Source organism: Nonomuraea sp. B5E05 (assembly GCF_039880665.1).
Lineage (GTDB): Bacteria > Actinomycetota > Actinomycetes > Streptosporangiales > Streptosporangiaceae > Nonomuraea.
The window spans coordinates 183,639-196,046 of sequence record NZ_JBDPMJ010000001.1; the positions used below are offsets into that span (position 1 = coordinate 183,639).

Genomic DNA, 12,408 nt, shown 5'->3' on the forward strand with positions numbered 1-12,408 from the left:
CCGCCGCCGGACCGCAAAGACTGCGGTACGCTTGGACCACGAGACGAATCTCTGACCGAAAGTGACTTTTCACCATGGCTTGCTGCCGTTCGGTGAAAGCTGATCTCAGGTCGGTCGGGAAGTGGTCGAGAGGCGGTGCGCCCTATATACTGGGCGTGCCCGCTCGCGAAGTGAGCAGCGGAGAACTACAAAGATTTACTGTCAAGCGACGATGTTCGCCGACGTTCGGTTTTCCCCATTTCGCTGAGATCAGCTTATTGTCAGCCATTGCATATGTGCGCCGCCGAACGGGCCCTTTCTCTCGCGTACCGCATCGAGGAGCCAGCGTGCGGTTTCCTCCGCTTGCGAGATCAACTCAGGTGGATAGTTCAGTAGCACCTGGTGCTCGGCGAACTCATCCTCGTCATCGAGGATGAGCTGGCCGTCACGCAGACGGATCACGTCCAGGTCAAGATCCAGCATGGTCACCTCACCGTCCCTCCACTCCGGGATGGTGGTGACGTCAACATAGATTTCGCTTCTGTGGGGAGGGGCGTTGAACGAGGCCGTCCACCAGGCTTTTCGGGGAAACAGCATGATCGCGGTGGACTCCCACGTGACGGGCGGCCCCTCGCCCTTGCGGGCGACCGTGCCGCCGGGCACCTCCACCCAGACTCCGTGCTCGTCCTCCCCGAGCACGCGGCCCGGGTGGTTCCAGTGCAATGCTCCGCCGTACTTCCGAAACACGACTCGAACATCAGTCATAAAGGGAAATCTATCTGCCGCCGGTGCGGCTGTCGGCTCGGACACTCCCTGGTCTGGTTCGCACGCTGGTGGCGGCCCGGCAGAGGGTTGTGGCGCAGGCGCGAACCCTCCGCCGGAACGTTGTGGCGTCCGGGGGCAGGCGGCGTGGCCGGGGAGGGCGAGCAGGCCGGGCAGCGCGCGAATGCCGTGATGTCCGGTGAACTGCGAAGGCCGTGTGCAGAGGGTCGCGGGGGTCGCGGGAGCGTGTGCGCGTCGCGGAAGGCCGTGTGGGGGTTGCGGGAGGCGTGTGCGCGCGTCGCGGAAGGCCGTGTCCGGCAGGTCAGGGACACCGGGTGATGTCCCTGACGAGTGGTGGATCAACGATCACGGGGTGCGTCACCTACCTGCCGGACATAGCTGGGCAGGTGAGAGAACGACATGGCGTCACCTGCCTGCCGGATATGGCCGGGCAGGTGAGAAACCGCCTCGCTCTGCGGGACGCCACCCGTGAGAGAGGACTTAGTGGTGGAGACGCAAGGCTTCTCTCATGGCTTTCAGGCGTTGCGGAGAGGCCAGGCCGGCGTGGTAGAGGTGAAACTCGGACGCTCCTGCCTTGGCGTACGTCCTGAGCTGGTCGGCCAGTGCTTCCGCGTCGGCTGGGCGGGGTGGGAGGGCGAGGACGTAGGCGCCCACTCTCTGGCCGGGGCCGGACAACTCCGTGAGGCGGGTGAGCCGGGCGGCGTCCGTGGCAGGGTCGCCCCAGCAGTTGGCCACCAGCACGTCGGCTCCCTGCTCGCCTGAGGGAAGGGGGGCGAAGGCGCCGGCGGCCCAGGGGTCCGGGTTGGCGTGCAGGGTTATGGGGACGGTGGGGGAGGCGCTCCTCGCGACGGCCATGAGGCGTTCGCGCAGGGAGGTGGACAGCCCGGCCCGGACGGTGCGCACCTCGTCGGCCAGCCGGCCGAGAGCCTCGTCGATGGTCGTGGGCGAGGTCTCGGCAGGAAGGGTGCGGTCGATGGCGGCGCGGACCTGGTCCCGGGTGTTCGGGGGATAGCGGTCGGCGCAGGCGGTGCAGAAGCAGAGTGACAGCAGGTCGATGTCCGCGGAGGTCCAGTCGGCGCCGGATGTCTTCTCGTGGACGCTCTGGTGGCCGAAGCCCATCGGTCCGCAGGCTTCCAGGATCAGCCCGTCGGGTTCGCCCACGGTGAGGATCTCCTGGACCAGGCGCTCGCAGTATTCGATGACGTCCTCGTGCGCGGGGCACAGGGCGTACGGGTAGGGGTCGCCGAAGGCGTTACGGACGGTCAGGTCCGGATGGGCAGTTCCCAGGTGGGAGTTGTGAGTCAGCACGGTCCAGGCGTGCACCTGCAGGCCGGCTGCCTTCAGGGTGTCCCGGGCCTGGAGGTAGGCGTCCTCAGGAGTCCAGGTGGGAGAGGCGGGGACGAGACGCGACCACGATGAAGGGCGGATCGGGAGATAGAAGGCGGGGTAGGGCACGTCAAGGACGCGGTGTGCGGGGTGGTACGGCGTGGCGGCCCTGGTGGAGTGGTAGCTGGCCGCCAGCGCGACCGCCTCCACGCCCAGGCCGGCGAGGCGTTCGGGGGCGGAGGGGTCACCGACGACGTCCCACGGGTAGACGTAGGCCACGTTCACCATCGGGGCCTCCTCGCGTTGAAGGCGGGCTCGAAGCGCCGCATGTACGTCGTGTCGTCGCGGGCGCGGATCCCGCATTTCTCGTACTGCTCGCTCATGAGGGCCAGGGCGTCGCGGTCCAGTTCGACGCCCAGGCCCGGGCCTGCGGGCACGGGGACGGCTCCGGCGGTGAAGCGCAGGGCGCCTGGCGCGACCACGTCCTGGCCGTTCTGCCAGGGGGTGTGGGTGTCGCAGGCGAAGGTGAGGTTCGGGGTGGCGGCGGCCAGATGGGTCATGGCGGCCAGGCTGATCCCGAGGTGGGAGTTGGAGTGCATGGACAGTTCCAGTCCGAACGTGTCGCAGAGGGAGGCGATGTGCGAGGAACGGACCAGGCCGCCCCAGTAGTGGTGGTCGAGCAGGAGCACGCCGATCGCGCGGGAGGCGATGGCGGGAGGGAGGTGTTCGGGGGTCACCACGCACATGTTCGTGGCGAGCGGCATGGGGACGGCGGCGGCCACCTCGGCCATGCCGGGAATGCCGGGTGTGGGGTCTTCGAGGTACTGGAGGGTGCCTTCGAGTTCCCGGCCCACGCGGATCGAGGTCTCCACCGTCCAGGCGGCGTTGGGGTCCAGACGCAACGGCACCCCGGGGAACGCCTCATGCAGGGCCCGGATGGCGGCGATCTCCTGGTCCGGGGGGTAGACACCCCCTTTGAGCTTGATGGACGCGAAGCCATACTCCTTGATGAGCAGCCTGGCCTGCTCGACGACACCCGTTTCGTCCAGGGCCGCCCCGAAGCGGTCCGGCTCCTCGTCCGGGTGGCCCGCCCACTTGTAGAAGAGGTACGCGCTGTAGGGGACGGCGTCCCTGACCCTGCCGCCCAGCAGATCCACGACCGGCACGCCGGCGGCCTTGCCGCGGATGTCCAGGCACGCCACTTCGAAGGGGGAGAAGACCCGGTCGATGCTCTTCTCCTTCGTGGCGACACCGGTCAGGCCGTGCATGTCGCTGACGACGTCGCCGATGATCGCGCTGATCCGGGCGTACATCGTGTTGGTGTCGTGCACGTCGAGGCCGACCAGGGCCTGCGCGCACTCGCGCACCTTGCCGAGGTGGCCGGAGTCCCCATAGGTCTCTCCCAACCCGGTCAGACCTTCGTCGGTGACGACCTCGACAATGGTACGGAGGGCCCATGGCTCGTGGACTCCAGCGGCGTTCAGAAGGGGCGGATCCCGGAAAGCGACAGGCGTTATGCGGATCTGCCTAATGATCATTACGACCGCCGTCCATGTATGTGAACAATAGCCAGATTTGTGGACAAGTCGCCGCAACTGTAAGAATCAGGCTGAAGAAGTGTCAAGACTCCGAAGGGCGATTCGATGATCTACGGACACGACCCCAGGACAGGCGAGACCGTGGGTACCGCACTGCCCGAGACTGACAGCGCCGGGGTCGACGTGGCCGTTTCCGCCGCGGCCGCCGCCGGCGCCGCCTGGCGGGCGGCCTCCGCAGAGGAGCGGGCGCGCGCGCTCGAGGCCGTCTCCGACGCGCTCGCCGCGCACGTGGACGAGCTGTGGCAGCTCGCCGACCAGGAGACCGCACTCGGAGAGGTACGGCTGCGCGGTGAGGTGGCACGTGCGGCCGGGCAGTTCCGGCTGTTCGCCCAGGTGATCAGAGACGGCGGCTACCTGGAGGCCGTCATCGACCACGCCGATGGCTCCCTGACGCCGCCGAGGCCCGACGTACGCCGGATGAAGCACGCGCTGCGGGGCGTCGTCGCCGTCTTCTCGGCCAGCAACTTCCCGTTCGCGTTCTCGGTGGCCGGGGGCGACACCGCGTCCGCGCTGGCCGCCGGGTGTCCGGTGGTCGTCAAGGCGCACCCCGGGCACCCGAACACCTCCGAGCGAGTCGCGAAGATCGTCCGTGAGGCGCTGCCGAACCCCGATCTGCTGGGGTTGGTGCAGGGCATGCAGGCGGGCGTCGACCTGGTCAAGCACCCCAAGGTGGTCGCGGCCGGGTTCACCGGATCGGTGGCCGGGGGCAAGGCGATCCAGAAACTGATCGACGAGCGGGAGGTGCCGATTCCGTTCTACGGCGAGCTGGGAAGCGTCAACCCCGTGGTCGTGCTGCCGTCGGCACCCGCCAAGGAAGTGGCCACGGGGTTCGCCGGGTCGCTGACGCTGGGCGTCGGGCAGTTCTGTACGAATCCCGGGCTCATGTTCGTGCCGAACGACGACGAGCTGCGGCAGGCCCTCGTGGAGGCCGTTGAGGGGACCAGCGGCGGGACCATGCTGGCCGAGCGCATCAGGGACGGCTATCTCGGCGGGGCCGAGCGGCTGGGCGAGCTGCGGCTGCTGGCCGAGGGCAAGCCCGGTGAGGGGCACTGGGCGGTCACGCCCAAGGTGTTCACCACCGATCTCGACACGTTCGCGCAGAAGCTCCCGCACATCGCCGAGGAGTGCTTCGGGCCGGCGGCGATCGTGGTGACCTACCGGGATGTCTCCGATCTGCCGCCGGTGATTGAGCGGCTCGAAGGGTCGCTCACCGCGACCGTTCACAGCACCGACCCCGCCGAGGCGGGTGACGTCGCCGAGGTGCTCGGCAAGAAGGCGGGCCGGCTCATCTGGAACGGGTGGCCGACCGGGGTGGCCGTGTGCTGGGCGATGCATCACGGTGGTCCGTGGCCCGCGTCGACGTCGGCGTTCACGTCCGTCGGTGCCACGGCCATCGATCGGTGGCTGGCGCCCACGGCGTACCAGGACTGGCCGGAGGCGCTGCTGCCGGATGAGCTCAAGGACGCCAACCCGCTGTCCATTCCGCGCCGGGTGGACGGTCGGCTGCAGGGGTGAGCCCCCGGAGGTGACCGAGGACGTGGGGCGGCCCGCTCGTCGTCGCGGGATCGCCCCACGTCGGCGCCCCTGCCCCCGGTCGGCTTTCGGGCTCGGCAAGCGGCAGAAAGACAACGCGATGGCGTCGGTGCGAGGCCGTGACCTCACCGCGCCGTACCTGCTCGGCCAGCACTTCGGCCCCGCAGATGGCGGGCCGCGGCTGGAGGTGGGGTGCGGGCTCGGGTTGCGTGCGGGCGTCGGTTCGGTTGTGGCGGGCGTGCGCGCGGGCGTGGCGGTTCGGTTGTGGCGGGCGTGCGCGGGCGTGGGAGAGTTCGAGCGGGCAAGTGCCGAGCGCGAGTGCGCCCCTCGATGGGCAGGGGGACGCGGGTGGTCAGGAGCCGGCGATGCGCAGGCCGGTGGCGATGAGGCGCTCCAGCGACGTCACGTGCTCGGGCGAGGGATCCACCAGCGGCGGCCGTACGCCTCCGACCTCCAGGCCCCGGATCCGCACACCTGCCTTGACCAGCGAGACCGCATAGCCGGGCACGAGGTCGCGCAGCTCGACCAGCGGCAGGTAGAAGTGGGTGAGCAGCCGCTGCACCAGCACCTCGTCCCCGCCCGTCACCGCCTTGTAGAAGGCCAGCGAGATCTCGGGCGCGAAGGCGAACACGGCGCTTGAATACAGGTTCACCCCGAGCCCTCGATAGGCGGGCACGGTCAGTTCGGCGGTGGGCAGCCCGTTGAAGAACGTGAAGGGCTTGTCGGTCGATTTCCGCACGGTCAGGATGATCCGCTGGAGCAGGTCGAAGTCGCCGAGCCCGTCCTTGAAACCGATGACTTCGGGCACCTGGGCCAGTTCGGCGACGGCCTCAGGGGTGAAGCGGGCGGTGCCGCGCTGATAGATGATCACGGGGAGGCCGCCGGCCTCGGCGATCTCGCGGACGTACTGGACCAGACCGCCCGCGGGGCCGGTGACCAGGTAGGGAGGCATGAGCAGCAGCCCGTCGGCGCCCTGGGCGGCCGCAGCCCTGGCGATGGCCTTGGCTGCGGGCAGCGGGCCGCCGGCGCCGCCGAAGACGGGCACGCGCCCCTCGGCCGCCTTGACGGAAACGGCCATGACCCTGGTGTACTCGTCGAGGTCGAGGGCGCTGAACTCGCCGGTGCCGCACGCGGTGAACACTCCTCCCGCCCCGGCCGCGACCCCGGTGGCGACGTGCCGGGCCAGCGCGGGTTCGGCGAGGTCGCCGTCGGCGCCGAAGGGAGTCACCGGGAAGAAGAGAACACCATCTAGCCGCATCAACAGTCCTTTCTAGCGGATGCCCTCCCTGCGAAGAGTGGCAGCCAGCTTGCGGGTGTGTTTGATCATCGCGTCGATGATCTGCTCGACGTCGGCGGGTCCGAGTTCGGCGGGCATGGAGCAGCTGATCGCGTCGGTGGCCGGGATGCGGTAGTCGACCGCGACGGCCACGCAGGCCACACCGGGCGTGCCCTGCTCGCGTTCGTACGACCAGCCCCGCGTGCGGACCTGGTCGAGTTCGCCGGTCAGTTTGCTCATGTCGGTGATCGTCTGGTGGGTCAGCCCCACCAGCGGCTCCGGAAGGAGTGTCATGACCTCGTCGTCGGTGAGCTGGGCGAGCAGCACCTGTCCGAGCGCCGTGACGTGCGCGGGCAGCCGCCGCCCCACCCGGGGGATCACGTGATCGGCCTCGCGTGACTCCCTGGTCGCCAGGTAGAGCACGTGCGCGCCGTCCCGCCGGGCGAAGTGCACGGTCTGCCCGATCTCGTCCCGGAGGTCCTCCAGCGTCTCCTGCGCGTAGGGCAGCGCGGGGTCCTTGTCGAGGTACGCGGTGCCGGTCAGGAGCGCGTGCGGCCCGATCCCGAAGGCCGACCTGGCCGAGTCGGTCTCCACCCAGTTGAGCTCGACCAGCGTCCGCATGAGGGCGTGGAGGCTGCTGCGGGGGAATCCGGTGCGCTGCTGGAGCTCCGACAGTGTCATGCTGTGGTGCGAGTCGGCCAGGGCCTCGAGGATGCGTACCGTCCGCTCGGCGGACTTGACCAGCTGGGGCTCCATACTCATCCCATCTCGTATCCTTCGGCGGCTTCAAACATCCAGGATATGGGATACCGTCCATATACGTGGACGCCTAACCCTTGACCGCGCCGCTGGTCAGGCCACGCATGAACTGCCGCTGGAAAGCCAGGAACGCGATGATCGACGGGAGCAGCGCCAGCAGCGAGGCGGCGAGCAGCACGCCGATCCCCACCTCCTCGTCGGAGCGGAGCGAGCGCAGCGCGATTGGCAGTGTCCACATGTCGGACGCCGGTGCGACGATCAACGGCAGCAGATACTGGTCCCAGATCATGGTGAAGCCGAAGACGCCGATCACGCCGAGCGCGGGGCGGCACAGCGGCACGATGATCGTGGCGAAGATGCGCAACTCTCCTGCGCCGTCGATGCGCGCGGCCTCCTCCAGCTCGACCGGCACCTCCTTCATGAACTCCGTCATCACGAGAATGGAGAAGCCCCAGGCGCCGACGGGCAGGATCATGCCCGCGTAGGTGCCGATGAGGTTGAGGTTCAGCAGCGGCATGTCGGCCAGGACGAGCGAGAGGGGGATCGCGATGATCTCCTCGGGGAGCATCATCGTGGCGAGCATGAGCAGCATCACGAACGTCATGCCGCGAAACTTCTTGCGCGCCAGAGCGTAGGCGGCGAAGACGCTGACCAGCATCTGCAGCAGCAGCCCGAAGCCCACGACCACGAACGAGTTGAGCAGGTAGAGATAGACGTTCTTCTCCCCGGCCTGGACGAAGTTCTCCAGGGTGAACTCGTCGGGCCACAGGGAGAAGGACGTCGGGTCGAGGGTCTTGCTGAAGGAACTCATCAGCAGCGCGATCAGCGGCCCGGTGAAAACCACCACCATAAGGCCATAAATCAGGGTCTTTCCGGCGATGGCCAGGGGACCCTTGCGCGACTCCAGGCCCAGAGCGCTGTCGAACCTCATGTCGTCTGCCTCCTGCGCAACATCTGCACGACCACCGTGAGCGCCAGCGTGGCGGCGAACAACACGATCCCGCCCGCCGAGGCGACGCCCAGCTCGTTCTTCTGGAAGCCGAGCTTGTAGATCAGGGTCATGAGCACCTCGGAGGAGCCGTTCGGGCCGCCGTTGGTGAGCACGTACACCTCGACGAACACCCGCAGCCCGCGGATGGCCGCCAGCGTGAACAGGATCCAGAACACCGGACGCAGCGCCGGCAGTGTGATGTGCCGCAGCCGGCGCCAGGTGGAGGCCCCGTCCACGGCCGCCGCCTCGTAGAGCGTGCGGTCCACGCCGACCAGCCCGGCCAGGAAGATCATCATGTCGTACGGCGTGCCGCGCCAGATGCTCATGATCATGATCGACCACAGCGAGGAGTCCTCGCTGGCCAGCCAGGGCTGCGGATCGATCCCGGCCCAGCCGATGATGATGTTGAGCATGCCGCTGTCGGCCGGGTGGAACATGATCCGCCAGACCTCGGCCACGGCCGCCATCGTGGTGACGACCGGCAGGAAGGCGGCCGTCCTGACGAACCACAGGTATCGCGCCGGCCCTTCGATAAGCAGTGCGAGACCGAGCCCCAGCACGATCGAGCCGACCGTGGTGCCGAGCGCCAGCACGATGCTGTGCCAGATGGCCGAGGCGAACTCGTCGTCGGAGATGATCGTCTGGTAGTTCTGCAGGCCGACCCATTCGTCACCGAGGAACGTCTGGACCTTGAACAGGCTCTTCCACAGGCCCACGAACATCGGGATGAACTTGAAGTACAGGAAGAGCACCAGAGCGGGCGCCAGGAACAACCACGCGATCACCGGCCCCCGCCACCGCACCGCCCTGGTGCGGCGGTGAGGGGGCGCCGCCGAGCTCCGCGCCGGCGTGAGTGTGGAGGTCATGACGCTTTCTGGCTCTGCAGTTCCTGGGTGAGCTTGGTGTTCAGCTCCTCCATCTTGGCTTTGACGTCGGCGCCGCAGTCGGCCCAGACGGCGTTGATGGAGTCGGCGGAGTCCTGGCGGATCGGCGCCCAGTTGGCCACCGGCGGGGCGTAGACGGCGTGCTCGTACGACTCCTGGAACACCTTCCACCGCGGGTCCTGCCGCTCGGCGGCCATGTCGACCTGGGTGTTGACGGGCAGCCGGACGATGGCGCCGTTGGCGTCCTTGTTCATGCCGATCCGCTGGCCTTCGGCGGAGATGGCGAACTCGGCGAACTTCTTCTGCGCCTCCTGGTTCTCGGAGCCGGCCATGAGGTAGACGTTCTCGCCCTCGCCGAGCGTGCCGGGACCGCCGGACGGGCCCTTGGGCACCGGGACGACCTCGATCTTGTCGGTGCCGATGCTCTCGACGAACCTGGCCAGCACGTACGGGCCGGTCAGGTAGATGCCGCCCTGCCCCTTCTCGAAGACCTCGTGCGTGACGGTCGTGTCGTTGCTGACCGCGCCGGGGTTGACGGTCTTGGTCGTGCAGAACTGGTCCTGCAGGTACTGGACGGCTTCGACGGTCTTCGGGTCGTTCATCGTGGCGGTGAACGTGCCGGAGCCGCTGGCCTTGACGAAGTCGCCGCCGTTGGCGTAGATGAGCGAGGAGGCGTACCACGAGGCGTAGCCGCGCTTGGTGCCGGCGGGGATGACGAAGCCGCTGGTGTCCTTCTTGCCGTTGCCGTCGGGGTCCTTCTCGGTGAAGGCGGTGGCGAGCTTGGCGAGGTCCTCCCACGTCTCGGGGGGCTCCATGCCGACCTTCTCGCGCCAGTCCTTGCGGATGAACAGCGCGAACGCCTGGCCGGAGAACGGAGCCGCGTAGATCTTGCCGTCACTGGCCGTGGCGGCCTTCCATGCCAGCTCCGACACCTGGTCGCCGCCTGCGAGTGAGGCTTTGTCGACCTCCTGGAGCCAGCCCTGCGACTGCATGGTGCCGATCTGGGCGGTGTCGTTGATGACGATGTCGGGAAGCTGCTTCTGCGCCGCCTGCTGGTTCAGCTTGGTCTCGAAGTCGTCGAATATCGCGACGACTTTCGTGGGCGTGCCGCTGGCCTTGGTGAATGCGTCGGCGAGCTTCTGTGCGGTCTTGGCAGAGTCGGAATCAGCCGCTTGCCTGATCCAGATTTCCAAGGTGTTGTCTTCTGAGCTTGATCCCCCGGAACCGCAGCCTGTCAGCGTTACGGCCAGGGACGCGATGATCGCGGTCCCGAGCAGACGTCGTGACATCAGACCGCCTCCCGTTCACATACGTGGACATGAGTCGTGCACATGGATATGTGTCTGTGACCGTAATCACTCATCCCGTTCACGGTCAATATTCAAGGATGTGAATTTCTGCCAGAATCGTGTACACCAAGGGGCATGCGCATTCTGATGACAGGGGCCGCGGGAAAAGTCGGCACGCTGCTCCGCCCGCGACTCGCCCGCGAGGGACGCACGCTGCGGCTCTCCGACCTGCATCCCGTCGAACCGGGCCCGGGAGAGGAGTGGGTGGCGGCCGATCTCGCCGACCCGGCCGCCATGGCCGAGGCCATGAAGGACGTGGACGCGGTGCTCCACATGGGAGGCCAGAGCAGGGAGCGGCCCTGGGCCGACATCGTGCGGGCCAACATCGAGGGCATGCACGTGCTGATGGAGGCGGCACGCAACGAGGGCGTCGAGCACCTCGTGCTCATGGGCAGCCACCACGCGGCGGGATACCACACCAGGCCGGCCGGGGGCGCCGACCTGCCCGACTACGCCTTCCCCCGGCCCGACACCTATTACGGCGTGAGCAAGGTCGTCATGGAGGCGCTGGGGAGCCTCTACCACGACCGGTTCGGCATGAACGTGACCGTGATCAGGCTCGGCACCTGCAACGAGGCGTCGGCCGACACGCGCGGGCTGGCCACCTGGATCTCGCCCGACGACCTGACCCGCCTGGTCGAGGCCGGGCTCACAGCGCCCGGCTACCACGTGGTCTGGGGAGTCTCCGACAACACCCGCCGCTGGTGGTCGCTGGAGGAGGCCAAGGCCATCGGGTACGTCTCCCGCGACGACTCCGAGGCCCGGGCCGCCGCGCTCATCGCCGAGCAGGGCGAGCCCGACCTGTCGCAGCCGCTGCATGATCGGGCCGGCGGCGTGTTCACGCTCAACGAACTCGGCGGCATCTGGTGAACCCCGCTTAGCCCTCAGCAACCGGTTGCAAGAACCTTGACGGCTACTGGCGTGAAGGTCAAGGTTTAGTCTGGCAACCGTTTGCAAGGGAGGACGGCGATGGCGGCGACGATCAAGGACGTGGCCCGCGCCTGCGGCGTCCACGTGTCCACCGTGTCGCGCACGTTCTCCGCGCCCCACCTGGTCAACCCCGCCACCCGGAGCCGCGTGCTGGCCGCCGCCGACGACCTCGGCTATCGGCCCAACCGCGCGGCCAGGGCGCTGACGACCGGCCGCACGTTCAACATGGGCCTCATCGTCGCCGACATCGCCAACCCGTTCTTCCCCCCGCTCATCAAGGCCGCCCAGGCGCAGGCCAGGGGGCGCGACTACCACGTGTTCGTGGCCGACACCGACGAGGACCCGCGGGTCGAGGAGGAGCTGATCAGGACGTTCGCCAAGCAGGTGGACGGCGTCCTGCTGTGCAGCCCCCGGCTGTCGAACCGGATGATCGAGCGCCTGGCCGAGGACGTGCCGTTCGCGGTGGTGAACCGGCGCGTCAAGGGCATGCCCGCCGTGCTCATGAACGTCGCCCAGGGCGCCAAGCACGCGCTGGAGCACCTCACCGGGCTCGGCCACCGCAGGATCGCCCTCGTGTCCGGTCCGATCGGCTCGTGGACCAGCAACGAGATGCAGGGTGTGGCCGCCGAGGCGCCCGGTCTGGACCTGGTCTTCTTCGGCCCCAACCAGCCGACGGAGGCCGGCGGCCTGGCCGTGGCCGCCGACGTGGCCGCCTGCGGGGCGACCGCGGTGCTCGCCTACAACGATCTCGTCGCGCTTGGCCTCATAGAGGGACTGTCGGCGATGGAGATAGGGGTACCAGACCAGGTAAGTGTGATCGGGTTCGACGACATCCTTCCCGGACGGCTCAACCGGCCCAAGCTGACCACGGTGGCCATGCCGGCGGCGGCGGCCGGGAGGATGGCAGTCGATCTGCTGCTCCAGTCGGGGGGCGAGGGCGCGACCGTGACCCTCGACACCGCCCTCATTGTCCGCGAGTCCACGGGAAGGGCCCAGTGAA

At 68.3% G+C, this 12,408-nt stretch carries 11 protein-coding genes; 3 read left to right on the forward strand and 8 right to left on the reverse strand.

Going from position 1 to position 12,408, the window contains the following annotated elements:
* Positions 1 to 249: 249 nt before the first annotated feature.
* The 3 genes from ABGB01_RS00885 to ABGB01_RS00895 form a co-directional block, all read right to left on the reverse strand.
* The gene (locus tag ABGB01_RS00885; protein ID WP_347769223.1) at positions 250 to 744 is read right to left on the reverse strand and encodes a DUF402 domain-containing protein; all 495 of its coding nucleotides are present in this window, start codon (positions 742 to 744) and stop codon (positions 250 to 252) included.
* 498 nt (positions 745 to 1,242) lie between these two features.
* The gene (locus ABGB01_RS00890; RefSeq protein ID WP_347769225.1) at positions 1,243 to 2,376 is read right to left on the reverse strand and encodes a hypothetical protein; all 1,134 of its coding nucleotides are present in this window, start codon (positions 2,374 to 2,376) and stop codon (positions 1,243 to 1,245) included.
* Entirely contained in the window at positions 2,370 to 3,626 is a 1,257-nt protein-coding gene (locus ABGB01_RS00895) for a glucarate dehydratase family protein (RefSeq protein ID WP_347769227.1), read from the reverse strand. The genes ABGB01_RS00890 and ABGB01_RS00895 overlap by 7 nt, the downstream gene beginning before the upstream one ends.
* Before the next feature lie 105 nt (positions 3,627 to 3,731).
* Between ABGB01_RS00895 and ABGB01_RS00900 the strand changes: the two genes are divergently transcribed.
* Positions 3,732 to 5,201, forward strand: coding sequence for an aldehyde dehydrogenase (NADP(+)) (locus ABGB01_RS00900; RefSeq protein WP_347769229.1), 1,470 nt, complete (start codon positions 3,732 to 3,734; stop codon positions 5,199 to 5,201).
* A 370-nt stretch (positions 5,202 to 5,571) separates the two neighbouring features.
* Here the strand turns inward: ABGB01_RS00900 and ABGB01_RS00905 are convergent, their stop codons facing one another.
* The 5 genes from ABGB01_RS00905 to ABGB01_RS00925 form a co-directional block, all read right to left on the reverse strand.
* Positions 5,572 to 6,477 carry a 5-dehydro-4-deoxyglucarate dehydratase gene (locus tag ABGB01_RS00905; protein ID WP_347769231.1) on the reverse strand — a complete coding sequence of 302 codons (906 nt, stop codon included), beginning with the start codon at positions 6,475 to 6,477 and terminating at the stop codon, positions 5,572 to 5,574.
* 12 nt (positions 6,478 to 6,489) lie between these two features.
* The gene (locus tag ABGB01_RS00910) at positions 6,490 to 7,257 is read right to left on the reverse strand and encodes an IclR family transcriptional regulator (protein WP_347769233.1); all 768 of its coding nucleotides are present in this window, start codon (positions 7,255 to 7,257) and stop codon (positions 6,490 to 6,492) included.
* Between the two features lie 67 nt (positions 7,258 to 7,324).
* Complete coding sequence (locus ABGB01_RS00915) at positions 7,325 to 8,185, reverse strand: carbohydrate ABC transporter permease (RefSeq protein ID WP_347620277.1); 861 nt, start codon at positions 8,183 to 8,185, stop codon at positions 7,325 to 7,327.
* Positions 8,182 to 9,111, reverse strand: a complete 930-nt coding sequence (locus tag ABGB01_RS00920; protein ID WP_347769235.1) for a sugar ABC transporter permease — start codon at positions 9,109 to 9,111, stop codon at positions 8,182 to 8,184. Before ABGB01_RS00920 ends, ABGB01_RS00915 begins: the two co-directional genes overlap by 4 nt.
* On the reverse strand, positions 9,108 to 10,322 hold the full coding sequence (locus ABGB01_RS00925) for a sugar ABC transporter substrate-binding protein (protein WP_347769237.1): 1,215 nt from the start codon (positions 10,320 to 10,322) through the stop codon (positions 9,108 to 9,110). The genes ABGB01_RS00920 and ABGB01_RS00925 overlap by 4 nt, the downstream gene beginning before the upstream one ends.
* Before the next feature lie 231 nt (positions 10,323 to 10,553).
* Here ABGB01_RS00925 and ABGB01_RS00930 point away from each other — a divergent pair, with 231 nt between their 5' ends.
* Positions 10,554 to 11,348: an NAD(P)-dependent oxidoreductase gene (locus tag ABGB01_RS00930; RefSeq protein ID WP_347769239.1), complete on the forward strand. Its 795-nt coding sequence runs from the start codon at positions 10,554 to 10,556 to the stop codon at positions 11,346 to 11,348.
* Between the two features lie 99 nt (positions 11,349 to 11,447).
* A complete protein-coding gene (locus ABGB01_RS00935) occupies positions 11,448 to 12,407 on the forward strand; it encodes a LacI family DNA-binding transcriptional regulator (protein WP_347769241.1) in 960 nt (319 codons plus the stop codon).
* The last annotated feature ends 1 nt before the right edge of the window (position 12,408 follow it).